22 protein-coding genes, 1 tRNA gene and 1 pseudogene are annotated in these 25,674 nt (G+C 40.2%); 5 read left to right on the forward strand and 19 right to left on the reverse strand.

Annotation, left to right across the window (positions count from 1 at the left end):
- Window positions 1-115: 115 nt before the first annotated feature.
- The 4 genes from ACESOD_RS02400 to ACESOD_RS02415 all read right to left on the reverse strand — a co-directional run bounded on the left by ACESOD_RS02400 (window position 116) and on the right by ACESOD_RS02415 (window position 4,773).
- Window positions 116-904, reverse strand: a complete 789-nt coding sequence (locus tag ACESOD_RS02400) for a HEAT repeat domain-containing protein (RefSeq protein ID WP_373093776.1) — start codon at window positions 902-904, stop codon at window positions 116-118.
- 268 nt (window positions 905-1,172) lie between these two features.
- The gene (locus ACESOD_RS02405) at window positions 1,173-3,128 is read right to left on the reverse strand and encodes a PTS fructose transporter subunit IIABC (protein WP_373093778.1); all 1,956 of its coding nucleotides are present in this window, start codon (window positions 3,126-3,128) and stop codon (window positions 1,173-1,175) included.
- Window positions 3,125-4,036 carry a 1-phosphofructokinase gene (gene pfkB, locus ACESOD_RS02410; protein WP_373093780.1) on the reverse strand — a complete coding sequence of 304 codons (912 nt, stop codon included), beginning with the start codon at window positions 4,034-4,036 and terminating at the stop codon, window positions 3,125-3,127. The genes ACESOD_RS02405 and pfkB overlap by 4 nt, the downstream gene beginning before the upstream one ends.
- Window positions 4,033-4,773 carry a DeoR/GlpR family DNA-binding transcription regulator gene (locus ACESOD_RS02415; protein WP_373093782.1) on the reverse strand — a complete coding sequence of 247 codons (741 nt, stop codon included), beginning with the start codon at window positions 4,771-4,773 and terminating at the stop codon, window positions 4,033-4,035. The genes pfkB and ACESOD_RS02415 overlap by 4 nt, the downstream gene beginning before the upstream one ends.
- Before the next feature lie 161 nt (window positions 4,774-4,934).
- On the opposite strand from ACESOD_RS02415, the gene ACESOD_RS02420 reads away from it, so the two are divergent.
- A tRNA-Ser gene (locus ACESOD_RS02420) sits at window positions 4,935-5,022 on the forward strand.
- A 130-nt stretch (window positions 5,023-5,152) separates the two neighbouring features.
- Here ACESOD_RS02420 and ACESOD_RS02425 read toward each other — a convergent pair.
- The 8 genes from ACESOD_RS02425 to ACESOD_RS02460 form a co-directional block, all read right to left on the reverse strand.
- Entirely contained in the window at window positions 5,153-6,487 is a 1,335-nt protein-coding gene (locus ACESOD_RS02425) for an Nramp family divalent metal transporter (RefSeq protein ID WP_373093784.1), read from the reverse strand.
- A 342-nt stretch (window positions 6,488-6,829) separates the two neighbouring features.
- Window positions 6,830-10,006: a carbamoyl-phosphate synthase large subunit gene (carB, locus tag ACESOD_RS02430; RefSeq protein WP_373093786.1), complete on the reverse strand. Its 3,177-nt coding sequence runs from the start codon at window positions 10,004-10,006 to the stop codon at window positions 6,830-6,832.
- 337 nt (window positions 10,007-10,343) lie between these two features.
- On the reverse strand, window positions 10,344-11,423 hold the full coding sequence (locus ACESOD_RS02435) for a carbamoyl phosphate synthase small subunit (protein ID WP_373093787.1): 1,080 nt from the start codon (window positions 11,421-11,423) through the stop codon (window positions 10,344-10,346).
- 49 nt (window positions 11,424-11,472) lie between these two features.
- Complete coding sequence (locus ACESOD_RS02440) at window positions 11,473-12,396, reverse strand: aspartate carbamoyltransferase catalytic subunit (RefSeq protein WP_373093788.1); 924 nt, start codon at window positions 12,394-12,396, stop codon at window positions 11,473-11,475.
- 17 nt (window positions 12,397-12,413) lie between these two features.
- Complete coding sequence (gene pyrR, locus ACESOD_RS02445) at window positions 12,414-12,935, reverse strand: bifunctional pyr operon transcriptional regulator/uracil phosphoribosyltransferase PyrR (RefSeq protein WP_000850020.1); 522 nt, start codon at window positions 12,933-12,935, stop codon at window positions 12,414-12,416.
- Window positions 12,936-13,144: 209 nt separating this feature from the next.
- Window positions 13,145-13,774, reverse strand: a complete 630-nt coding sequence (gene nth, locus ACESOD_RS02450; protein ID WP_373093789.1) for an endonuclease III — start codon at window positions 13,772-13,774, stop codon at window positions 13,145-13,147.
- The gene (locus ACESOD_RS02455) at window positions 13,775-14,317 is read right to left on the reverse strand and encodes a YceD family protein (protein WP_373093791.1); all 543 of its coding nucleotides are present in this window, start codon (window positions 14,315-14,317) and stop codon (window positions 13,775-13,777) included. It abuts the gene before it with no gap.
- A gap of 120 nt (window positions 14,318-14,437) precedes the next feature.
- Window positions 14,438-14,707, reverse strand: a complete 270-nt coding sequence (locus ACESOD_RS02460) for a hypothetical protein (protein WP_373093792.1) — start codon at window positions 14,705-14,707, stop codon at window positions 14,438-14,440.
- Window positions 14,708-15,037: 330 nt separating this feature from the next.
- Here ACESOD_RS02460 and ACESOD_RS02465 point away from each other — a divergent pair, with 330 nt between their 5' ends.
- Both ACESOD_RS02465 and ACESOD_RS02470 read left to right on the forward strand, forming a co-directional pair.
- Window positions 15,038-15,367, forward strand: a complete 330-nt coding sequence (locus ACESOD_RS02465) for a helicase BlpT (protein WP_373093794.1) — start codon at window positions 15,038-15,040, stop codon at window positions 15,365-15,367.
- A gap of 345 nt (window positions 15,368-15,712) precedes the next feature.
- Window positions 15,713-17,272, forward strand: a complete 1,560-nt coding sequence (locus ACESOD_RS02470; protein ID WP_373093795.1) for an ATP-binding cassette domain-containing protein — start codon at window positions 15,713-15,715, stop codon at window positions 17,270-17,272.
- Window positions 17,273-17,316: 44 nt separating this feature from the next.
- Here ACESOD_RS02470 and htpX read toward each other — a convergent pair whose 3' ends face one another.
- Both htpX and ACESOD_RS02480 read right to left on the reverse strand, forming a co-directional pair.
- Entirely contained in the window at window positions 17,317-18,216 is a 900-nt protein-coding gene (gene htpX / locus ACESOD_RS02475; protein WP_373093797.1) for a zinc metalloprotease HtpX, read from the reverse strand.
- Between the two features lies 1 nt (window position 18,217).
- The gene (locus ACESOD_RS02480) at window positions 18,218-18,778 is read right to left on the reverse strand and encodes a LemA family protein (protein WP_000219831.1); all 561 of its coding nucleotides are present in this window, start codon (window positions 18,776-18,778) and stop codon (window positions 18,218-18,220) included.
- A 94-nt stretch (window positions 18,779-18,872) separates the two neighbouring features.
- Between ACESOD_RS02480 and rsmG the strand changes: the two genes are divergently transcribed.
- The gene (gene rsmG, locus ACESOD_RS02485) at window positions 18,873-19,586 is read left to right on the forward strand and encodes a 16S rRNA (guanine(527)-N(7))-methyltransferase RsmG (protein WP_373093798.1); all 714 of its coding nucleotides are present in this window, start codon (window positions 18,873-18,875) and stop codon (window positions 19,584-19,586) included.
- Window positions 19,587-19,895: 309 nt separating this feature from the next.
- Entirely contained in the window at window positions 19,896-21,179 is a 1,284-nt protein-coding gene (locus ACESOD_RS02490) for a uracil-xanthine permease family protein (protein ID WP_373093800.1), read from the forward strand.
- A 132-nt stretch (window positions 21,180-21,311) separates the two neighbouring features.
- Here ACESOD_RS02490 and ACESOD_RS02495 read toward each other — a convergent pair.
- The 5 genes and pseudogenes from ACESOD_RS02495 to ACESOD_RS02515 form a co-directional block, all read right to left on the reverse strand.
- Window positions 21,312-22,056 (reverse strand): annotated as a pseudogene (locus ACESOD_RS02495) (CPBP family intramembrane glutamic endopeptidase).
- Window positions 22,057-22,090: 34 nt separating this feature from the next.
- On the reverse strand, window positions 22,091-23,002 hold the full coding sequence (locus tag ACESOD_RS02500; protein WP_373093801.1) for a DMT family transporter: 912 nt from the start codon (window positions 23,000-23,002) through the stop codon (window positions 22,091-22,093).
- 8 nt (window positions 23,003-23,010) lie between these two features.
- On the reverse strand, window positions 23,011-23,943 hold the full coding sequence (locus ACESOD_RS02505) for a serine hydrolase domain-containing protein (protein ID WP_373093802.1): 933 nt from the start codon (window positions 23,941-23,943) through the stop codon (window positions 23,011-23,013).
- Entirely contained in the window at window positions 23,940-24,665 is a 726-nt protein-coding gene (locus ACESOD_RS02510) for a CppA N-terminal domain-containing protein (RefSeq protein ID WP_373093804.1), read from the reverse strand. Before ACESOD_RS02510 ends, ACESOD_RS02505 begins: the two co-directional genes overlap by 4 nt.
- A gap of 149 nt (window positions 24,666-24,814) precedes the next feature.
- On the reverse strand, window positions 24,815-25,633 hold the full coding sequence (locus ACESOD_RS02515; protein ID WP_373093805.1) for an endonuclease/exonuclease/phosphatase family protein: 819 nt from the start codon (window positions 25,631-25,633) through the stop codon (window positions 24,815-24,817).
- Window positions 25,634-25,674 lie beyond the last annotated feature (41 nt).

Below are 25,674 nucleotides of genomic sequence, written 5' to 3' on the forward strand. Positions count from 1 at the left end.
ATTTCAGAAACATCTAGAAAAATCAAAAAAATGGCTGAATCTACTAGATACAATCATTTTTCGTTGATATTTCTGCACTTTCTTTTCTATATGATTTTTCAACAACCTTGTCTCACTATTTCTTTAAAAATCTAATTGCTGATTTTCTTGCTTTCTCAATCTTTTCGATTTCCAACTTCTCTACAGCAGATGTAGGGATCCATTTTTTCCCAAACAATACCTGGCCTGCTTCTACAATCAGAGCGCAAGCCTGTAAGTCCTTTTCTTCTGTAATTGCTTCACAAAACAAATCCTTCGTTTTTTCCATTAAGATTTCTTTTTTTACTTGATGAAAAGATAATTGCATTAGACTACTGGCAGACCAGGCACGACAAAGTGCATCTTGGTCAGTCAAGAGATGTTGTCCTAAGATTTCTATCTCACTTATTGAACCAATCCAACCTAGAGCAATGATTAGCTTTCTACGATTCGAAGCTTCTGAACTAGGTAAAAGAGAGATTAGAACAGGAAGTACTTGCTCGCAAGAAAACGCATAAAAATCTCTATGTCTTGCTTTGGAGAGGATTTTCGCTAGAAGATATACAATCAAAACGCGTTGACTCTCCACTTCCTCTTGATTGAGAGTTTCTAAAAGATAATCGATTCCCGCCTGCCCATGCTGGTCAAAACTCGCTTCAAAATTCAGGTCAGTTCCTTCCTCCCAATCGTTGCAAATGAGCTCAAAAAGAAAGGCAATTTCTGGGCTCCTACCTAAATCAGCTATAAAATGAATTCGTTTAGAATCAGGGAAATTCTCCTCCACCAAGCTGGCATAGGTCTCTTTTAACTCTTCTTTTGCAAGATTTTGGCAAGAGATCTCAGATTTCTCTCGTTTGTCGATTTCTTCTTTTCTAGAATCATTCATGACACTTATCTCCTCAAAGGTATTTGTAGAACTTTAGCATTCTGTCATTTATACTCTTCGAAAATCAAATTCAAACCACGTCAGCGTCGCCTTACCGTACTCAAGTACAGCTTGCGGCTAGCTTCCTAGTTTGCTCTTTGATTTTCATTGAGTATTAAATTCTCAACGATTTACCTCTATTATATCACTTTAAAGACCTGTCTCCCTAACTCCATTATCAAAAAATGACTGTCCACTTTCGTGTTCAGTCATTTGAATGTATTTGTAATTATTTTTCTAATGGTTTACGAAGGTAACCATAAACTACACCACTAACAAGTGCTCCAATCAAGACAAAGACAAGGTAAAGAAGGGCATTTGTTGTGAGTGCGATAACGAAGATTCCTCCGTGAGGTGCCATCAGTTTGATACCTGCAAGACCAACAAGTCCACCTGCCACTGCTGAACCAAGGATAAAGCTTGGGATAGCACGAGCTGGGTCAGCCGCACCAAATGGAATCGCTCCTTCAGTGATGAATGACAAGCCCATAACGATGTTAGTCAAACCAGAGTTGCGTTCTTCTTTAGTAAATTTATCTTTGAAAAGAAGAGTTGCGACAAAGATTGCAAGTGGTGGAACCATTCCTCCAGCCATAACCGCTGCCATCGCTACTGAACCACCTGTTGACACTGTTGCTGCAAGAGTACCAGTACCAAAAACATAAGCTGCTTTATTGACAGGTCCACCCATATCGACAGCCATCATACCTCCAAGAACGATACCAAGGAGGACAGCTGATCCACCTCCAAGACCGCCAAGGAAGTCGTTCATAGCAGTGTTGATTGCTGCCATTGGGATGTTAACAGCTAGCATGACAAATCCTGTCAAGACTGTTCCAAGAAGTGGCAAGAGAAGGATTGATTTAGCACCTTCAAGTGAACGTGGAACCTTCACGTATTTCTTAACCAAGAGTACCAAAGCACCAGCGATAAATCCACCAACAAGAGCTCCAAGGAAACCTGATGATACTCCTGCAAGAGCTGAAGTTGCTTCACCACCCTGAGCGTATGGGATTTTACCAAAAGCATAACCTTCTTTAGCGATAGCTCCAGCTACGAAACCGGCTACCAAACCTGGTTTTTCAGCGATTGAGTAAGCAACATATCCAGCAAATACTGGAAGCATCAAACCGAAGGCTGAACCACCAATTTTCATGAACATAGAAGCGAGTTCATGGTAAGAACCAAGATTTCCAAGGCTCTCATTTGGAACCCCCAAAGCACCATCAATCAAGAAGGCGAGGGCAATCATGATACCACCACCAATAACGAATGGCAACATTTGTGATACACCACTCATCAAGTGTTTGTAGAAGGCACCACCTAGACTTTGTTTTTCGTTAGACGCTGTTGAAGCTTTTGCTCCGTTAGCAGCATGATAAACTTCAGCATTTCCAGAAAGAGCCAAGTTGATCAACTCTTCTGTCTTACGAATACCATCTGCAACTGGACGATTTACCAATGGTTTACCATCGAAACGATCCATTTCAACTGCCTTATCTGCTGCGATAATAACAGCTTTAGCCTTACGGATATCTTCTGCTGTCAATTGGTTACCAACACCGCTGGCACCATTAGTTTCAACCTTGATACCAACACCCATTTCAGCAGCCACTTTTTGAAGAGCTTCTTGAGCCATGTAAGTATGGGCAATCCCTGTTGTACATGCAGTTACAGCAACGATAAAGTCATCAGAGGCATTTGCAGGAGTCTGAGCTGGTTCCTCAGCTTTTTCTGATGCTTGATCAAAGAGTTCGATGACTTGATCAGCTGATGTCGCTTGACGAAGTTTGTCAGCAAATCCGTCTTTCATCAAGTATTGAGACAATTCTGCCAAGGCAGCCAAGTGAGTATCATTGGCACCTTCTGGAGCAGCAATCATAAAGAAGAGGTCAGTTGGTTGTCCATCTAAACTTTCGTAGTCAACACCCTTGTTTGACTTAGCAAAGAGAACAGTTGCTTCTTTTACAGCAGCATTCTTGCTGTGAGGCATTGCGATACCATCACCCAAACCTGTAGAAGTCAAAGCTTCACGCGCCAAGATTCCTTCTTTAAAGGTTTCAAAATCTGTCACGTATCCGTGTTCAACCAAGCTATGAATCATTTCTTCGATAGCTGCTGTTTTTTCAGTTGCTTGCAAATCAAGCAACATGACATCTTTTCTCAATAAATCCTGAATTTTCATCTTTTTTCTACCTCAACTTTTTCATAAGTTTCTTTAATAAATGCTGCAGTCGCCAAGTCATCTGAAAATGTCGTTGCTGTTCCACAAGCCACACCCCATTTGAAGGCTTCTACTGCGTCTTTTGATTTGACAAACTCACCAGTAAATCCAGCAACCATAGAGTCACCAGCTCCCACTGAGTTTTTCACTGTTCCCTTGATTGGTTTAGCAAAGTAGGCTCCCTCTGATGTTACCAGAAGGGCACCGTCACCAGCCATAGAGATGATAACGTTTTGAGCACCTTTAGCCAGCAATTCTCGAGCGTATTTTTCAATCTCATCTAAACTTTCGAGCTTGACTCCAAAGATAGCTCCAAGTTCATGATTATTTGGTTTGACCAAAAGTGGTTGATAATCCAAACTATCAATCAAGGTCTGACCTTCAAAGTCACAGACCACTTGAGCACCCGTTTGACGAGTCAAGGCAATCAAATCCTTATAGATGACATTGCCTAAGTTTTTAGCGCTGGAACCAGCAAATACCACTGTATCTTCTGCTGTCAGACTTGAAAGAATAGTTTTTAATTCTTCAAGCTGTTCTGGTTCAACAGTAGGACCAGTTCCGTTGATTTCAGTTTCTTGATCCGCTTTAATCTTGACGTTAATACGCGTATCTTCTGCTACTTGAACAAATCGCGTTTCAATTTGTTCTTCAGCTAAAGTATCTGTGATAAATTTACCAGTAAAACCTCCGATAAAGCCTGTCGCTGTATTTGGAATATCCAAGCGTTTCAAGACACGGCTAACATTGATTCCCTTACCACCAGCAAACTTATCATCACTATCCATACGATTAACACTACCAACTTCCACTTTATCCAGACGAACAATGTAGTCAATAGATGGATTTAGCGTGACTGTATAAATCATACTTCGATAACCTCCGTTTTTTCTTTGATAGCTGGCAAGAGTTCGTGACCCTTGCTTGTAATAACAATTGCTCGTTTTATAGGCGCGACCTTAGCGAAACAAGACTGACCAACCTTAGACGAATCCGCCAAAATATAAGTTTGTTTGGCATTTTCTAAGATAGCACGCTTGACAGCTCCCTCCTCCATATCTGGAGTTGTATAATAACCTTCGTCCACACCATTCATTCCGATAAAGGCACGGTCAAAGTGTAATTGGTTAATCTGATTAAGCGCGACACCACCGATGCTGGCATCAGTCGTCATCTTAACCCCACCGCCAATAATAACTGTTGGGATTTGCTTATCCACTAATTGGACCGCATGGTGAATGGAGTTGGTTACAACAGTAATGTCTTTTCGCTCCAATTCCTTAATGAGAAAGGCTGTCGTACTTCCTGCATCCACAAAGATAACATCTTTTTCTTTGATGAGGGAAGCTGCTTTCTGCGCAATCAATTTTTTCTCTTGAAGGTTTTTGATAGATTTTTCTTGAATGGTTTCTTCTTCTTGCAAGGAGTGAGGCAACTCTGCTCCTCCATGAACTCGGCGAAGTTTATTTTCCGATTCCAATTCATCTAAATCTCGTCTAACCGTTGATTCTGACGTGTCTAACAAACCTACTAATTTCTCTAGAGAAACGACTTTATGTTTGCCCAGCTCCTCTAAAATCAATTTTTTTCTCTCGGTTTTTAGCACTTACTCACCTCCTGTTAACGATTACAATAATCATTCTACCACAAAAAAAATCAAAGTCAAGCACTTTTTGTCACTTTCTTTCATTTTCTATCATTTTGTCAATTGTTTGAATTTTATTTGCAAGATAATTCCCTTTATGATAAACTATTTTAGTAAGTATTGGAAGATTACTCAAGAGGCTTAAGAGGCCGTGTTGGAAACGCGGTAGGCGTGTGAAAGCGTGCGTGGGTTCGAATCCCATGTCTTCCGTTGCTATAGTGTAGCTGCATCTTCATGCAGCTTTTTAAAATGGATTTTCGTCTATCAAAGATTTGAATTGCAAAAAATCACCCAAGAGTTAACTCTCGGGTGATTTTTTTCTACTTCATGTTAAAAGGTCTTAAAAAATATCAAACAGCAATTTCACATTGAGGATGGTCAAGATAATGGAAACAATATAACCAAGGATGGTATTCCACTTAGCATTGGTAAATTCTCCCATCAGTGATTTTTTTGAGGTTAGATAAATCAAGGGGAAAATTGAAAATGGAAGAGCGATAGAAAGAAAGACCTGTGAATAAACCAATAACTGATCCAAGGTTTTTTCTTGATGACCGAACAGAACCGCTACTATCATAACAGGCAACAAGGCAAAGAGACGAGTCGCCAAACGAATAAACCACTGGGGCAATCGCATATGTAAGAAACCTTCCATAACGATTTGTCCTGTCAAGGTACCTGTAATAGTTGAATTCTGACCACTGGCTAATAGGGCCAAGGCAAACAAGGTTGATAAGGTTGAGCTGGCTATAGCTCCCGCAATAGTTGAATCCTGCAAGGCATTATACATTTGAGAGAAGGCAGAAATCTCAGATGCATGTCCGAAAAAGAGAGCCGCCCCTAATATCAAAAGAAGGGAGTTAACCACAAAGGCCAAGGATAACTGGAGATTAGAATCCCAGGTCATAAAGCGCACGGCTTTTCGAACATCATTCTTGTCCTTATGATTGACTTTCCGAGTCTGAGACAAGGACGAATGTAAATAGAGGTTGTGGGGCATAACGGTCGCACCCACAATCCCCAGCGCCAAAGTTAATTGACTTTCATGTCCAGGCAGAGGACTCTCAAATAAGGTTGCATTTGGCAGATAACCTTCAACGATTCCTTGGAAACTTGGATGTGACAAAGCTACTAGATAGGTAAAGATTGCTAGAATCGTTAAAATCAGTGTTGTAACGATAGCTTCGATTTTCTTAAAGCCAAATTTCATCAAGAGCAGTAAGAGAAAAACATCCAAAACCGTCAAGAGGATGGCTATCATAATCGGAATCTTAAAGAGAAGATTAAGGGCAATGGCTGAGCCTAGTACTTCTGCCAGGTCTGTCGCCATCAGGGCCAATTCCAAAATCACCCATAAGCTATAACGAAGCCATTTAGGTGAATGATGAGCCGTTGCTTGAGCCAGATCCATCTGGGTTACAATCCCAAGTTTTCCTGCCATCTGCTGAAGCTGCATGGCAATGAGAGATGAGATCAAGATAACAAACAAAAGACTATACTTATAGGAAGCACCACCGACTACGCTGGTAATCCAGTTTCCTGGATCCATATAACCAACTGCTACAAGAGCACCGGGACCTAAAAAAGCCTTTAAATTTTGCCAGAAATGATTATTATTTGGAGTATCAATAGACTGATTAATCTCAGAGAGTGAAACTTTTTTATGAGAAGACATAGATACTTACCTCTTTCTAATCTTGTCTTTTCCTACTATTCTAATATTGAGAAACCGAGATCACAAATTAATATCCAGAAGTTAAGAGATTTTTTGAAAGGACTTATGAAAATACTTGCTCATTTTCTCAATTTGCCACTATTATATCATAAAATTCAATAAAATTTTAGGGAAAGTCAGAATAAGTCTACTCACTTAACGTTAATGATAAATCTATTAATAAACTTTGACATTTAATGATGAACTGTTACTATTTTTTCTAACTCGATTTCTCTATAAAAGAGGAAAAACCAGCGCCTTCTGACGCTGGATAAAAAGCTACTTAGATCATTTACCAAGAAACTAAATTGCTTCTGTAACGAAGCTACGGCTTTCAAGTACCTTAAGCATAGCATCCGCTGTATCTAGGGCTGTAAAGAGTGGTACACCATGTTCGATAGCTGAACGGCGGATTTGTTCACCATCTTCATCAGCAGTTCGCTTGGTACCAACCGTGTTGATAATGGCTTGAATTTTCCCTTTACGGACAAAGCTTGGGATATCATGTTCATCGTCACCTATCTTACCTACAGGTTGAGCCTCCAAGCCATGATTTTTAAAGAAAGCTGCTGTTCCTTGAGTCGCAAGGATACCGTAGCCAATATTTTGGAAACGACGAGCCAAGTCCAAGGCTTCTTCCTTGGCATCGTCAGCGATAGTAAAGACAACATTCCCAAAGGTTGGCAAGTGAAGATAAGAAGCTTCAAAGGCCTTGTAGAGAGCTTTTTCAAGAGTCGTATCAGAACCCATAACTTCCCCTGTTGACTTCATTTCAGGACCGAGCAAGCTGTCTACTTTCGCGAGCTTGGTAAAGGAGAAGACTGGCGCTTTGATATGAACACGACTGCTTTCTGGGTAAAGTCCATCTTGGTAACCAAGTTCTTCAAGACTTTGACCAAGAATCAGCTTAGTTGCAACCTGTGCCATCGGGATATTGGTTACTTTTGATAGGAATGGTACGGTACGACTTGCACGAGGGTTAACTTCGATGACGTAGACTTTTTCATCCTTGATGACAAACTGGATGTTCATCATACCAAGACAGTTAAGACCGATTGCTAGACGTTTTGTGTAGTCCGCAATAGTTTCTTGCACCTTTTGAGACAAGGTTTGTGGAGGATAAACAGCCATGGAGTCACCTGAGTGGACACCAGCACGTTCGATATGTTCCATAATACCTGGGATGAGGACATTTTTTCCGTCTGAGATGGCATCGACTTCACACTCTTGCCCAACGATATAAGAGTCAACAAGAACTGGATGGTCTGGACTAGCCTTAACAGCTGTACGCATGTAAGAACGAAGATCATCTTCATTCTCAACGATTTCCATGGCACGTCCACCCAAGACATAAGAAGGACGAACAAGGACTGGGAAACCAATCTTGCGAGCTGCAAGCACTGCTTCTTCTTCGTTTGTTGCAGTCTGTCCAGGAGGTTGCGGAATATCCAAGTCTTTAAGAGCTTGTTCGAAGAGGTCACGGTCTTCGGCACGGTCTAGGTCAGCAACCTGCGTACCAAGGATAGTTACACCTGCCTTAGCCAATGGCTCTGCAAGGTTAATAGCTGTTTGACCACCAAACTGAACGATAACGCCTTTTGGTTGCTCAAGGTCAATAACATTCATGACATCTTCAAATGTCAATGGTTCAAAGTAAAGTTTATCCGATACAGAGAAGTCGGTTGAAACGGTTTCTGGGTTTGAGTTCATGATGATGGCTTCGTAGCCAGCAGCCTGAATAGCCTTAACAGAGTGAACGGTTGCGTAGTCAAACTCAACCCCTTGACCGATACGGATTGGACCAGAACCTAGAACCAGTACAGATTCTTTATCAGACTTGATAGACTCATTTTCCCAGCCATAGGTTGAATAGAAGTAAGGAGTTTCTGATTCAAATTCTGCCGCACAAGTATCAACCATCTTGTAAACTGGGACAATCTTGTTTTCCAAACGTAGTTGGCGAACTTGATCAGCTGTAGTATTCCAGAGTTCAGCAATCTTACGGTCTGAAAAACCATTCAATTTTGCAGTTTTCAAAACTTCAAGATCTTGTGGATGTGAGCCTAATTCTTGCTCAATTTCAAAGATATGCAAGAGTTTATCCAGATAAAAGATATCAATTTTTGTAAGCTCAGCAATTTCCTCAGGTGTATAACCACGACGAATGGCTTCTGATACGTAGAAGAGACGGTCATCTTGAGCCTTAACAACCTTTTCAATCAAGGCATCATCTGAAACATCTGCAAGCTCAGACATTTCATTATGATGGACACCAATTTCTAGAGAGCGACAAGCTTTAAGGAGAGATTCCTCGATGTTTCGACCGATGGCCATAACTTCTCCAGTCGCCTTCATCTGAGTACCAAGACGGCGTTCACCCTTTTCAAACTTGTCAAATGGGAAGCGCGGAATTTTGGCAACCACGTAGTCAAGGGCTGGCTCAAACATGGCATAAGTTGAACCTGTAACTGGGTTAATAACTTCATCCAAGGTCAACCCTACCGCAATCTTGGCAGCCAATTTGGCGATTGGGTAACCTGTTGCCTTAGAGGCAAGAGCTGACGAACGAGATACACGAGGATTTACTTCGATAACATAGTACTTAAAGCTATGTGGATCAAGTGCTAGCTGAACATTACATCCACCTTCAATCTTGAGGGCACGAATGATGCTCAAGCTGGCATCACGAAGCATTTGGTTTTCATAGTCTGACATGGTTTGCGCTGGGGCAAATACGATGGAATCCCCTGTATGAATCCCGACTGGGTCAAAGTTTTCCATGTTACATACAACAAGGGCATTGTCAGCCGAGTCACGCATAACCTCATACTCGATTTCCTTAAAACCAGCAATCGAACGCTCAATCAAACATTGAGTAACAGGTGACAGCTTCAACCCATTTTCAGCGATTTCACGCAGTTCTTCCTCGTTGGCACACATACCACCACCAGTACCACCTAGGGTAAAGGCTGGACGGACGATCACTGGGTAGCCAATTGTCGCTGCAAAGGCAACGGCTTCTTCCACAGTGTTAACAATTTCAGATTCTGGAATCGGTTGATTCAATTCTTCCATCAATTGTTTAAAGAGATCGCGGTCTTCAGCTTGGTCGATGGCAGACAATTTAGTCCCAAGAAGTTCTACTCCCAATTCATCAAGAATGCCATTTTTAGACAATTCCATAGCCATGTTAAGCCCTGTTTGCCCACCAAGTGTTGGAAGCAAGGCATCTGGACGTTCTTTACGGAGAATACGAGTCACAAACTCAAGTGTAATCGGTTCGATATAAACCTTGTCTGCAATTTCCTTATCAGTCATGATAGTTGCAGGGTTTGAGTTTACTAAGACAACCTCATACCCTTCCTCTTTCAAAGACAAGCAAGCCTGAGTCCCAGCATAGTCAAACTCAGCAGCCTGACCAATAATAATCGGACCAGAACCAATCACCATAATTTTTTGAATATCAGTACGTTTTGGCATTTATAAGATATTAAGGGCGTCAAGCGGACAAAGCTAAAATAGGAGTTATGACGAAGAACTGTCAGTTCTAGGAATAACTATCTTTTTAGCACCGTCCGTAACCCGTATTCAGTTCAGCAAATACGGCTCACCCTTCTCCTTTCTATTCGTCGCCTCACAGAGCGACATTAAATAAATTCTCCGACGATTTTTTAGAGAAACGATATCTTTCGATAAAAAATCTAGTGCAGGGAGTTTTTAGTTCGCCTGATAGCGACTAAAAGAAACGACCTGCCTTTCTATTCGGCAACTCTCGGGTTGCCATTAAATAAATTCTCCGACGATTTCACACTCGTCTTTAGTTTGTTTGTTTGAAGGCTTCCATCATCTCGATGAACTCGTCAAATAGATAACTTGCATCGTGCGGACCTGGTGCAGCATCTGGGTGGAATTGCACAGAGAAACCTGGTTGGTATCTGTGACGTACACCTTCAACTGACTTGTCATTGATTTCTTCATGAGTAATCATCAAATGGTCTGGAAAATCTTCACGGCTCACTGCATATCCATGGTTTTGACTAGTGAAATCCACGCGCCCTGTTACAATTTCACGTACTGCATGGTTAAAGCCACGGTGACCAAATTTCATCTTGTAGGTCTTAGCACCATTTGCCATTGCAAAGAGTTGATGCCCCATACAAATACCAAAGATTGGAATCTTGCCAAGAATACCACGAATCATATCAAGTGCTTCTGGTACATCTTCTGGATTTCCCGGTCCATTTGACAACATAACTCCGTCTGGATTTAAGTGAAGGATTTCCTCTGCTGTTGTAGTATAAGGAACGACCGTTACATTACACTCTCTCTTAGACAACTCTCTTAAGATTGAATGCTTGAGACCAAAGTCTACAAGTACCACACTTAAACCTACTCCTGGAGCTGGGTAAGCAGTTTTTGTAGAAACCTGTTTGATATTATCAATTGGTAGAACAGTTGCTTGAAGCTGATCTGTGATGTGATCGATACTATCTCCAACATGTGTCAGAGTCGCTCTCATAGTTCCATGTTTGCGAATGATTTTTGTCAAAGCACGTGTATCAATACCTGAAATACCAGGGATCTTCTTAGACTTCAAAAATTCATCCAGTGTCATCTGGTTTCGCCAGTTGCTGGCTCTACGAGCTTCTTCAAATACTACTACACCTTTACAGGTTGGACTGATAGACTCGTAGTCATCACGGTTAATCCCATAATTTCCAACCAAGGGATAGGTAAAAGTTAGAATTTGCCCATTATAAGACTGATCCGTAATGGATTCTTGATAACCGGTCATCCCAGTATTAAAGACGATTTCACCAGTTACATCAATATCAGCCCCAAAGGCTTTTCCTTCAAAAATTGTTCCATCTTCTAAAACTAGAAGTCGTTTAGTCATAAATTCACCTCTCGTGGATGCTCTCAGGCATCTTTTAACGTTTTGTGTCTTATTTTGCGTTTCTGTAAGTCAATACAGATTCTAAAATTGCCATTCTGACAAAGACACCATTGGTCATTTGTTGAACAATACGTGATTTTGGTGCTTCGACCAAGTGATCAGCAATTTCAACATCGCGATTTACAGGAGCAGGATGCATCAGAATAGCTTTATCTTTCAAGCGTTCATAACGTTCTTGAGTCAAACCATGCTGTGCATGATAGCCCTCTTTTGAAAAGACTGTTCCACTTTCATGACGCTCATGTTGAACACGGAGAAACATCATCACATCAACTTGGTCAATGATTTCATCAATGCTTACAAACTGTCCATAGTCTGCAAACTCTTGACTTCTCCATTCCTCAGGTCCAGCAAAGTAGAGTTCTGCCCCTAAGCGTTTTAAGATTTGCATATTGGATTTAGCCACACGCGAATGGTCAAGGTCACCAGCAATGGCTACCTTGAGTCCTTCGAAGTGTCCAAATTCTTCATAAATCGTCATTAAATCAAGCAAGCTCTGGCTAGGATGTTGACCCGAACCATCCCCACCATTGATAATCGAAGTCGTAATCGTCGGACTATCAATCAACTCTCTGTAGTAATCTACCTCGGGATGTCTGATGACACAGGCATCTACTCCCAAGGCTGACAAGGTCAAAATTGTATCGTAGAGTGTTTCACCCTTGTTGACTGAACTTGTTTTCACATCGAAGTCCAGTAGCTGAAGGCCCAGTTTAATCTCTGCTACTTCAAAAGATTTATGGGTACGAGTCGAACTCTCAAAGAAGAGATTAGAGACGATGTGTTGGTCCTCATAAGACGCTTTTGCTCCATTTTTAAACTCAATTCCTCGTTTAATCAATTTCATAACCTGGTCCACAGTGAGATCTTCCATGGACACCACATGTTTGAGTGCTTGTTGATTTTCTGACATGGCTACTCCTTTAGCTTTTAAGCTTCTTCAGTAATCAAAACTCTATCTTGGCCATCAAGTTCTGTCATCTCAACGATGATTTCTTCAGAACGACTAGTTGGAATATTTTTCCCAACGTAATCTGGACGAATTGGCAATTCTCTGTGTCCACGGTCAACTAATACTGCAAGACTTACACGGGCAGGGCGACCATGCCCGACAATGTTATCGATAGCAGCACGGATTGTACGACCTGTATAAAGTACATCATCCACCAAAATGACTTCGCGGTCTGTCACATCGACAGAAATCAATGAAGTATCTTCACCACTTTTGACATCATCGCGGAAAGGTTTTGTGTCTAATTCTACAACGGGAACAGAGATATTTTCCAATTGTTCCAAACGCTCTTGGATACGGTGAGCAATAAAGACACCACGTGTTTTTATCCCAGCCAATACAATCTTGTTTAAATCTTTATTTCGCTCGATAATCTCGTAGGTGATCCGAGTAATCGCTCGTTTGACGGTCAATTCGTCTACAACTTCTTTTGTCTTCATGACAAACCTCCAAAAAGAAAAGTCTCCTTTTTCAAGGAAACTTGAGAATGTATAACTAAGCGAGCCATACTGCAAACAGTATAGACTTACCCTTCTACTTAATCGAGCTCCTTGCCTGCCTCACGGGACAGGTTTAAAGGAATATTTTATTGTCCTTACTATATCACAAAGCCTAGTTCAAAGCAAGTAAAAACATTCAATGCTAAGCCTTATAATGAACTAAAATCGTATAACTGTGGATAGTGATCGCATTCTGGATTTTTGGGATGACAGATAGCACGACCAAAGTAAATCATAGCCTGATGGGCTGCCAACCATTCTTCTGGTGGCAAGACATCCATGACACGTTTTTCGACCTCAAGGGGTGTAGCTGATTTTTTAACGATATCGTGGTGTTTACAGATACGCTCAACATGAGTATCTACCGCAAAAGCTGGAATACCGAATCCCACGCTCAAAACTACGTTAGCTGTTTTTCGGCCAACTCCTGCCAAACTCTCTAATTCTTCCCTAGTCTGAGGGACTTGACCGTCAAAATCATCCAGTAGTTGTTGGGCACATTTTTTGAGGAATTTAGCCTTATTGCGATAAAGGCCTAGGCGAGAAATATACGAAGCAATCTCACTCTCACTTGCATCTGCCATGGTTTGTGGGGTTGGAAAAGCTGCAAAAAGGCCAGGAGTAGCCTTGTTGACTGTCGCATCTGTCGTCTGAGCAGACAACATAACAGCAACCAGAAGTTCAAAATGATTGCGAAAATCTAGACTTGGTTTTGCATCTGGAAAAAGAGCAATGATTTCCTCAATGACATGACGAGCACGTTTCTTGGATAAAACCATCTATTCGTCTCCGTCAAACAGTCCTTGCAAACCTGCAAAAGGACTATTTTCTTCTTTTTTGACTGCCTGTTGGGCTCGATACTCTTCCTCAGACATGATTTGCCAGTCATTTCCAGAAACAAATCCCTGACCAGCTTCTTCCTCAGCTGTTAAGACCTTGATTGGAATATTTAGCAAGATATTATCTGAGACACTTTCAGCCAGGTCGATTTCCCCATTTTCAATCGGTAAAACCAAGTCATCATCTAGAACTTCTTGATCCAGTTGATTGGTAGCACCTTCCATAAAGACTTCTGTCACTGGATAAGACTCTTTCAATTCTACCGGTTCCATGCTACGGCTAGAAGCTAGAACGATTGTATAAGATAACTGATAATCTAGGAAAAACATAAGGTCTTCGTACTGAACTTTCCCTACAGCAACAATATCTTTTACATCTATAATTTCTTGATTACGTTTACGTAAGTCTGCCACCAAATCTAAAGTTTGCTCAAAGTGCAAGCCTTCCGGCAACTTACGAATTTCTTGAATATTTAATTTCATACTTCCTCCATAAAGATTTACTATCTTGATTATACCATGTAGTATAGATATATTGTACCATAGAACGCGTAAGCTTTATAGGGTTACGACCTCAAAAAGTACTTACATTGCCCTTGGTTCTCAATAATATAACTGTAACAATGTATCAAAGTCATCTCTATCCACGTTCTGACTGTTTTGTTTTATTTGTTTAATAATTTCATTCCTTGTATTGATATCAAAAGGTAACTCTTCTAATACTTCCTCTTTAACTAAGAATTCCCCATTTTCTCCTTGAAATTGTCTAGTGATTTTTCTAATATCAGTTTCAAGTTCAAGAGATTGAATGATTTCATAATCGACATTATCTTCAATTGCCTCTAGCAACAAACTAATTGATATCTTAATCATCTTTACTCACTTCCTACTCACTTTCGTAAACTCAATGGTAAACAACCCATTATTATGTACTGCTATATAAAAGTCTAGCAAAAATTTCTTCATTAAAAGTCGCTAAAAATTAGTTGAATCATAAAAGATTACAATATTTTTCAACTCATTATCCTCTGTCAACGGATAAATGTCAAATATTTTTAAGAATTTTTTCCTCTCCTTCAAAATATTTCTAGACTTTAATTCTGCTATCTAGAGAATTATCATTTTTTGATATATTTATTATGACAATTTTATTTTTTGTGCTATACTATAGACATCAATACATGGGCAAAGGAGGACGCTCATATGGAAGACAAAGAACTAATCTTAGAAGCTTATCAACTCATTTCCGAGTTAAACAAAGCTTACCAAACTTGTAAACAAGGATTGCCTGATGATCTGCGCTTGCAACAAAATATTGACGAGCTACTCAGACAACTTAAAAAGACAAAGAAACTAGATAACTCTATCTTAGTTGATCTTGAGAAATTTTACCAACATACCAGTCTCTTGATTGGACTTGGCACCCTTAAACTCAATGAAGAAGCTCGCACAGCTTGGCGAAACTATGACAAATTCCACTACGATCAAGTCAAACACGTTTTGACTCTCTATGGACCCGTTTTTGGTTTCTAGAAAGATTTGAATTTCTCATTTCTTTTGACAAAGTGTTCCAAAAGGTATAAAATAAACATAGTAATTTTTGGAGGTAAGGGAGACATGAACAACTAAGTCTATCAAATAAAGAACCTTTATTTAGTAGATCTTGTTCTTGTCTCTTTTTGTGTGCTCTTTTATGCTCTTTCTTCTGGCATTTTATACTCAATGAAAATCAAAGAGCAAACTAGGAAGCTAGCCGCAAGCTGTACTTGAGTACGGTAAGGCGACGCTGACGTGGTTTGAATTTGATTTTCGAAGAGTATTAAAAGAGTTTTTTTGACATAGACTTTGGGCTCTACTAGGTAAAGTAGAGCTTTTGTTATGCAATATAGACATTCTAGAAAGGGCATTAATATGATAAAAATTAACCATCTAACTATCACTCAAAACAAAGACCTACGAGACCTTATTTCCGATTTAAATATTACTATCCAAGAAGGAGAAAAGGTCGCTATTATCGGCGAAGAAGGAAATGGAAAATCAACCTTACTTAAAACTTTAATGGGCGAAAGATTAGCCGATTTCTCAATCAGTGGAGAAATCCAGTCTGACCTTAGGTCCCTGGCTTACATTCCCCAACATCTCCCTGAAAAATTGAAAAAAAAATCTCTACAGGACTACTTCTTTTTAGAATCTGCTGATTTGGACTACAGTATTCTCTATCGTTTAGCTGAGGAATTGCACTTTGATAGCAGTCGTTTTGCTAGTGACCAAGAGATTGGTAGTCTATCGGGAGGTGAAGCTTTGAAAATTCAGCTTATCCATGAATTAGCCAAGCCCTTTGAGATTCTATTTTTAGATGAACCTTCAAATGACCTGGACCTTGAGACAGTTGATTGGCTAAAAAAGCAGGTTCAGAAGATTGGGCAGACCGTTATTTTCATTTCTCATGATGAAGACTTCCTCTCTCAAACTGCAGACACCATTATCCACTTGCGACTGGTCAAGCATCGAAAGGAAGCTGAAACCCTAGTCGAGCACTTAGACTATAATTGCTATAGTGAACAGAGAAAGGCTAACTTTGCCAGACAAAGCCAGCAAGCTGACAACGACCAACGATCCTATGATAAAACCATGGAAAAGCATCGCCGAGTCAAGCAAAAGGTAGAAACTGCACTTCGAGCTACCAAAGACAGTACTGCCGGACGACTACTGGCTAAAAAGATGAAAAATGTTCTTTCTCAAGAAAAACGCTACGAAAAAGCAGCTCAGTCCATGACCCAGAAACCATTTGAAGAAGAAGAAATCCAACTCTTCTTCTCAGATATAGAGCCATTAGCAGCTTCTAAAGTCTTACTTCGACTGGAAAAGGAAAATTTGTCCATTGGTGAGCGTGTTTTGTCTCAAAAACTCCAACTAACTGTTTGGGGGCAAGATAAAATCGGCATCATCGGTCCCAATGGAATTGGCAAATCAACTCTGTTAGGCAAGTTACAACAACTACTAAGTGGCAAAAGTGAGATTTCACTTGGATTTATGCCACAAAATTACCAAGAAACATTGCAATTGGATCTATCTCCAGTAGAATTTCTCAGCCAAACTGGACATAAAGAGGAATTACAGAAAATCCAATCCTTCCTAGCCAGTCTCAATTTCAGTTATCCAGAAATGCGCCACAAGATTCACTCTTTATCTGGTGGTCAACAAGGTAAACTCCTTCTTTTGAATTTAGTGCTGCGGAAACCAAACTTTCTCCTTCTGGATGAACCCACACGAAACTTTTCTCCAACTTCTCAACCCGAAATCAGAAAACTCTTTGCCAATTATCCTGGTGGTCTGGTCACTGTTTCACATGATCGACGTTTCTTAAAAGAAGTCTGTAGGAGTATCTATCGTTTGACAGAGAATGGTTTGGAAATAGTTGATTTACAAGATTTATAACTGTAGAAAATAGCAAACATCCAGAGGAAAATCTCTGGATGTTTTTACATATGTTGCAAACGCTCAATCCGTTCTGAGATTGGCGGATGAGTATAAAAGAGTTTTTGTAACCCACCTCGTTTTTGAGGATCGTTGATGTAAAGTGCACTGCTAGCATCATCCACATGACGGCTCATGGGTTTACTATTGTCCAGCTTACGAAGGGCATTGATCATCCCTTGAGGATTACGAGTCAACTCCACACTGGAAGCATCTGCTAAAAATTCTCGTTGACGAGAGATGGCTAGTTGTACCAAGGTTGCTGCTAGGGGAGCCAAAACAATTGCAAGGAGAGAAACGACTAGCATAATAATTTCAAGTCCACCACTATCGCGGTCATCACTTCTACGACCACGACCTGCACCTCCCCACCACATCATGCGTCCAGCCATACTTGATAAAAGTGTAATAGCACTGGCAAGGGCAACCGCGATCGTAGAAATCCGAATATCATAGTTACGAATGTGACTGACTTCATGACCAATAACCGCCTCTAACTCTTCACGATTCATAATCTCAAGGAGTCCTGAAGTTGCTGCTACCGCTGCATTTTGGGGATTTGAACCCGTAGCAAAGGCATTTAAGCTGGCATCATCGATGATGAAGACACGTGGCATAGGGATTTGCGCCACCATAGCCATATCTTCCACAACATGATAGAGGGTTGGTGCAGTCTGCTCATTCACCTCACGCGCACCATTCATACTCATGACTATCTCTGTTGATTGAAAAATCATGGACAAGGCATAGATAAAGCCGATAATCAGAGCGATAACTAAGCCACCAAGACCAGATCGCATAAAGAGATAACCAACTGCATATCCAACCAAAGCCAAAAGTAAAAAGAATACTAGTAGTAAAATCCAAGTTCTTCGCTTATTACTCGCGATTTGATCATACAACATCCTAGTCACCTAAACCACTAAAATCAACCTTTGGTACTGCCTTTTCTTCTTCAGGTGTTTGAAGGAAATCAGCCACTTTAAAACCAAAGAGTCCAGCAACAAGGTTGCTTGGGAATGTTTCTAATTTAACATTATAGTTGCTAACAACACTATTGTAGAGTTGCCGAGAGTAAGAAATTTTATTTTCAGTATTGGTCAACTCCTCTTGCAATTGTGCAAAGTTGCCACTTGCTTTTAGGTCTGGATAATTTTCTGCAACCGCAAAGATTCCTGAAACCTGACGTGTAAGAGCATCACTAGCCTTCATAGCTTCTGCTGGTGAAGTTGCTGCTGCTACTTGATTACGAAGTTCTGCAACTTTTTCAAGCGTTGAACCTTCATACTTTGCATATCCCTTTACAGTCTCAATCAAGTTTGGCAAGAGATCGTTACGACGTTTCAACTGAACATCAATCTGACTCCATGCCTCCTTAGTTTGCATGCGATTTTTAACCAAACCGTTATAACTAACAATTACGAAAATAACAATAAGAGCAAGAACTCCAAGAATAATCCAAGTCATCATATAATTCCTTTCTGCTTTTAGATTAATACTAGTATATCAAATTTCCATCTTTTTGTGGTAAAATAAGATGATACTTAAGAAGGAAACTACTATGAAACCAGAAACATTTTATAACTTGCTAGCTGAACAAAATATCCATCTTTCTGACCAGCAAAAAGTTCAATTTGAGCGTTATTTTGAACTCTTGGTTAAATGGAATGAAAAAATCAACCTGACTGCTATTACAGAAAAAGAAGAAGTCTATCTTAAACACTTCTATGATTCCATCGCTCCTATTTTACAGGGATTGATTGAAAACCAGCCCATTAAACTCTTAGACATTGGTGCTGGAGCAGGTTTTCCTAGCCTTCCTATGAAGATTCTCTATCCTCAGCTAGATGTGACCATTATTGATTCCCTCAATAAACGCATCAACTTTCTGAATCTATTAGCCCAAGAACTAGGGTTAGAAAATGTTCACTTCTATCACGGACGTGCCGAAGACTTCGCCCAAGATAAGAACTTCCGTGCTCAGTTTGATATCGTTACAGCTCGTGCTGTTGCCCGTATGCAGGTCCTGTCCGAGTTGACTATTCCCTACTTAAAAGTCGGTGGAAAATTGCTAGCACTGAAGGCTAGCAATGCCCCAGAGGAATTAACTGAGGCTAAAAATGCCCTTAACCTTCTCTTTAGTAAGGTTGAAGATAATCTCAGTTACACACTCCCTAACGGAGACCCTCGCTACATTACTATTGTCGAGAAGAAAAAAGAAACTCCAAATAAATACCCAAGAAAGGCTGGCATGCCTAACAAACGTCCGCTTTAGAAAGATTAAAAATCTGCAAACTCATACCTCGCTCTCTCATTTCAAGGCTCGGGAAAAAATGATTTACAAAATCATACCTCGCTTTCTCGTTTCAAGGCTCGGGAAAAAATGATTTACAAAATCATTTTTTTCTGCTATACTATCCTAAGCAAAGGTTTTTAATGTCATCCCGTGAGGTGACGAAGGCGCAGATCTATATAAAACTCTTTAAAACTTGATATAGGAGTCTTGTTTTAGAGAGGTCTTACTCTGGGAGCCTATTGCTATAAAATAATGGGCTCTTTTTTGATGCCCAAAAGTGAGGTTAATATGAAACAGGAATCAACTGTTGATTTGCTTTTAGACGTTGACCAACGTCCTTCAGCTGGAAAGGGAATTCTTCTTAGCTTCCAGCACGTATTCGCCATGTTTGGTGCAACCATCTTGGTACCTTTGATCTTGGGAATGCCTGTATCGGTTGCCCTTTTTGCATCAGGTGTAGGAACACTCATTTACATGATCTCTACTGGCTTTAAAGTTCCAGTTTATCTGGGTTCTTCTTTTGCCTTTATAACAGCTATGTCACTTGCCATGAAAGAAATGGGTGGTGATGTATCTGCTGCTCAGACAGGGGTTATCCTGACTGGTCTTGTTTATGTCCTTGTTGCTGCAAGTGTGCGCTTTGCAGGTACAAAATGGATCGACAAACTCTTACCTCCAATCATTATCGGTCCTATGATCATCGTTATCGGTCTTGGACTAGCTAGTTCAGCTGTTACCAACGCTGGTCTTGTAGCTGATGGAAACTGGAAAAACGCCCTTGTAGCCGTTGTTACTTTCTTGATTGCTGCCTTTATCAATACAAAAGGAAAAGGCTTCCTACGAATCATCCCATTCCTATTTGCCATTATCGGTGGTTACCTCTTTGCTCTAGCACTTGGATTGGTTGACTTCACTCCTGTTCTTGAAGCTAACTGGTTTGAAATCCCTGGCTTCTACCTACCATTTAGCACAGGTGGTGCCTTCAAAGAGTACAACCTATACTTCGGTCCTGAAACAATTGCCATCCTACCAATTGCTATCGTAACAATTTCAGAACACATTGGAGACCATACAGTATTAAGCCAAATCTGTGGCCGTCAATTCTTGAAAGAACCAGGTCTTCACCGTACCCTTCTTGGTGACGGTATTGCAACATCTGTATCTGCCTTCCTTGGTGGTCCTGCTAATACAACTTACGGTGAAAACACAGGGGTTATCGGTATGACTCGTATCGCTTCTGTATCAGTTATTCGTAACGCAGCCCTTATCGCCATTTCACTAAGTTTCCTTGGAAAATTCACTGCCTTGATTTCAACAATTCCAAATGCCGTACTTGGTGGTATGTCTATCCTTCTTTACGGGGTTATCGCAAGTAACGGTTTGAAAGTCTTGATCAAAGAACGTGTTGACTTCGGTCAGATGCGCAACCTTATCATCGCAAGTGCTATGTTGGTGCTTGGACTTGGTGGTGCTATCCTTAAACTTGGACCAGTTACCCTTTCAGGTACTGCCCTATCAGCTATGACAGGTATCATCCTAAACTTGATCTTGCCGTACGAAAACAAAGACTAATCCATATAGAATCAACAAGAGGTCGGGACCAAAAATCCCGACCTCTATTTTTATTCACAAGAAGACTTTGATACAGTGACTCATTGGACTGTTGTCAAAAAGTTTGATTTCTCAATTTCCTGTCCTAAATTCCTAATTTCCCCAAACAATTAAGAGATACAAGAGACTTGAACCAAACGTATCTGCAAGAGCATGCATGATAAAGAATGGGAGTAAATTCTTGACCACATACTTGTACAAGAAATAATAAAAGAGACCATAAATAAGCCCAATAACCAAGGCCCAGAGTAAGCCTTGATAGGTATGGAAAGAAATTCGTATAATTACAGAATATACTAGAACCAGCCACTGATGCTTTTCTTTTACTGAAGTCAGCAATCCCAAGAAGAAAAATTCTTCATAAAAACCATTTAGAAGAGCATAACCAATGGCCATTGGCGTCAAAACCATAAATTTTCGAATGATTTCCATGGGATCAATAAAAAGGATCAACTGAGGATTAAATTAATTGTACTCACCACTAAGGGTTGTTACAATATCACCAAATATCCCAACTACAGCAAAGATAAGGGGGACCCAAATTAAAACAGCCCAGCTCCAGCGTATAGGTCTTGTTTAAAATCATAATTTCGAATCAAGAGATAAAGGAAAGTAATCCCTAACATCATTAATTGAAAAATAAAATTACTAGAATAAGCTGCCCTATCACTAGCTACATTTGTCCTAGTTTCAGCAAAGTTAGTAAGAGTTGAAGGTGATAAACTTGCCATAAATTGTTGGGTAGAACGAATGATAAACTCTCCAAACATTAAAATAGTCACGAAAAAATATCAAACCATTTTAAGGGGCTTAAAGACTTAGATGGATGTAAACACAAAAAACAGTCCTTGTAAAAAGACTGTTCTAGTAAATTACACTGAGTGGTGTTTCTTTTCTAGCATTAAATCCTTTAATGAAATAATGGTTACAGCTAATAAAATCATAGCCATTCCAAGAAAGTCAATCGGATAGAAAATATCTCCCATAATCATGAAGGCGAAAAAAACTGCTGAAATAGGCTCAATAGAGGCCAAGAGGCTCGACTTGACTGGGCTAATCATACTAGCTCCTTTAAGAAAGGCTGTATAGGCAAAGACCGTTCCGATAAGGATGATTCCTGCAAATGCAAGAAAGATATCAAAAGACAAGGAAACACTAGCACCGATAAGGCCTGTAAAAGGTACTGCTAGAAAACCAGAGATGGTCATTCCAACACCAATAACCAAAATACTCCCCCATTTTTGAATCAATTTTATGGGTAAAATGATATAAAGAGCATAGGTCAGGGCTGAGAACAAGCCCCAGAAGAGACCCGCTGGTGTCATAGAAAGCTGATCCAACTGTCCATGAGTTGCAATGAGAAAGGTACCACCTATAGCTAAAAACATAGAGATGATTTCCGAAAGCGTCGGAGCCACCTTATCCTTGATACAAGTGTAAGCAAGAATTCCAACTGGACAGACATACTGGAGGACTGTTGCTGTCCCAGCATTTGTCTCCTGAATAGCCGATAGATAAGCTAATTGATTCAGAAAAAGACCAAATAAAGAAAATAACAAGAGAGAAAACAGACTTGATTTATCCTTCAGAAAGGCCATAAATTTATCCCTCGATTTAGTATAGGCCAGAAGAAGCAAGAGTAATCCAGCAATTATCAAACGGATATTGGTCAGGACAAGAGCAGAAATCCCATGAGCCATCAAGTACTGACCACTGGTGCCAGACAAGCCCCAGGCAATACCTGCAATCACTGTAAAAAGAGTTCCTTTTAAAGCTTTTGACATACTTCCCCCTAGTCTCTATCTCGAATCAAGTCCATGACCTGATTACGATCTAATATCCACTGAGCACGCTCATCTTTTTCATAGGTTCGGTTAGATAGAAAAATTGCCGCCTCTTGCTTCTTACGATTCCACATGATAAAGGTCCCAGTATAGCCTGTATGGTCCAGCCAGTCACCTTCAAGATTCCAGGCCAATGAGCGTTCTTTATCACTCAAATCTGAAAAATTTTGACTTAAGGATGTGGCAAAATCATCCTGCAAATAATGCTCAAGGAAGATTTTTAAATCATGAACTGTTGAAAACAAACCTGCACTACCTGCATGTTTCCCAAGCAAACGAGCTTTGGGATCATGGACCACTCCTGCTTTCTGTCCACGAACGGTTGGAACAGCACTGCTAACTGGACCAAACTGTGTTTCCTTCAACTTCCACGGATCCAAAACTTGCTCCTGTAAAATCTGGTCTAAATCTTTCTTGAAGTAACTTTCCAAGAGAAAACCCAGCAAGAGAAAGTGCACATCCGAGTAAAGAAAGGCTCTCTTTTCACGTCGATTCAGATGAAACATAGCTTTTCTTAGCTGGTCAGCTGAAAGCTGATCCCTATTTGGGATAAAAGGATCTAAATCCGTCGCATGCGTTAGGAGTTGTCGAAGGGTAATGTCTGGATAATCCACCTCTGGAAGATAGTCTCTTATGGAGTTATCTAGCTCAATCTTACCTTCCTTCCACAAGAAGATTAAGACAGTTCCTACTCCAACAACCTTACTCACACTGGCCAAATCATAGACCAAACCCTCGCGAGTCTTCTCACCAATTTCTGGATTTGCTTCGCCTAAATAGCAATCAGACCAAGCACCATCCTGATAATATGCAAAAGAGGCACCAGGATAAATCCCTGCCTCAATTTGTTGCTCTATTTTTTGAATGATTTTTTGTTTCATACTTCTTCAAACCACAATTCGATGTTGTTGGTATCCTTACTTAGGAAAAACTTCTCAGATTTTGGAATAAAGTAACCAGCTCCTTCGAAACGCTGACGCAATACAGCAAGATCCAGATTCTCTACTTGAAATTTCAACATGGACAAGTCCCAAGTTACATTATTTTCAACCAGCAAATCACTACCTTGAGCTTGATTAAAAGCTAGTCGGTTTTCGATTTCTTCTTTTTCAAGCAGACTAGCTGTCTTTTCTGGCAAGTTAATTTCCACAGAGATTTCAAAGGCTGTCAAATATCTCAGTTTCTCATCTTTTGAAAAAGTGACTTCTTCCTCAACTTTATTCAAATCTTTGATATCATCTTCCGCATGGATAAGGACACAATCTCCTTCCGGAGAAAGAACCTCAAAAGCATAGCCCTTGTTTCCTTTGTAGAGGCGAGGATGTTTTTCCATTCTAGCTAGTAAGGCTTCAATTTCAGATGCATTTTCTACCTTTACAAGTAGTCTAGCTAATTTTTTTATCCCTTCAACTTTACGGCTTCTCATACTTGGTGATTCTTCTAAAACTAACTTTTCAATGCCTGACTGGTCTCCAAGTGATAGAAATGCAGACTCTTCAAGCAAGGGTTTCATCCCCAAAGTCTCAATATAAAATGATTCATTTAAATTTCTATTATTTACCTTTAGCGTCGGGATCATACGCTTTATTTGATTTACAATCATAAATTCCTCCAACACTTTTTATTTTAAAGGATTTTATCTTTTTTTACAAGTTATTCAATAAAAAACTTTAACTATATTAACTCCTTAAATAAATCAACCCCTTCTGCTAGTAGAAGGGGGACTGGTTTGTTTTTACTAAAATACCTTATTTAGTCTTTCCAATCTAGTGTTGCTTGGAGACCATAATGATCGCTCACCTGTGGACTGTTTTTACCATCAAAGACGACGTGAAGGTTTTCTACCTGAATATCCTTTGTCGTAAAGACATAATCAATTCGAAGTGGTTCGCTGTTCCCCTTCCAACCATCAATTTCAGGCGGAACGGTAAAGCTTCCACTTCTTTGTTTTGCAACTTCATATGCATCTTGTAAGACTAGTGGACTAGCTAGAATGGCTTGATAACCTTCCTGACCAGCAGGATTATTGAAATCACCTGCTAGTAAGAGTGACTTGTTCAATTCTTTCAGAACCGCTTCAAAGCGCGCCCATTCCTCTTGGAAGCCTTTATCCCACCAAGAGAGATGGACACTGGCAACTGCAAGCTCTTTGCCTTCAACTACTGTTTCTGCTAAAGCAACTCGACGAGTGTGATAGTCTGTTGGATCATCTACATCTGAAACCAAAATTTCACGCGCTTCAATTGGTGTTTTAGATAGGATTGCAACACCCTCATGGTAGCGATCATAACCGATGTGGTTGTAAGCCCAAGTCCAATAATAATTTTGACCATGCTCAGCCAACTTCTCTACCAAAAGTCGCACATAGTGGTCTTGATGAATCGGCTCAGCAGATGGTAATGGATGATAAAGTGGACCAGCTTCTACTTGCGCTGAAGTGATTTCTTGGTTGATTTCCTGAAAACAAATCAAATCATAGCTGTTTTCTACTATATCTTGAAGCAAAAGTTGGAACTTTTGTTCAGGATCTTTTTCCATCCAACTATGGGTATTGAGTGTTAAAAACTTCATTCTTTTCTCCTATAAACAAGAGGTTGGAAACAGTTTCCAAC

The sequence above is a fragment of the Streptococcus oralis genome (genome assembly GCF_964238205.1).
GTDB lineage: Bacteria > Bacillota > Bacilli > Lactobacillales > Streptococcaceae > Streptococcus > Streptococcus oralis_CZ.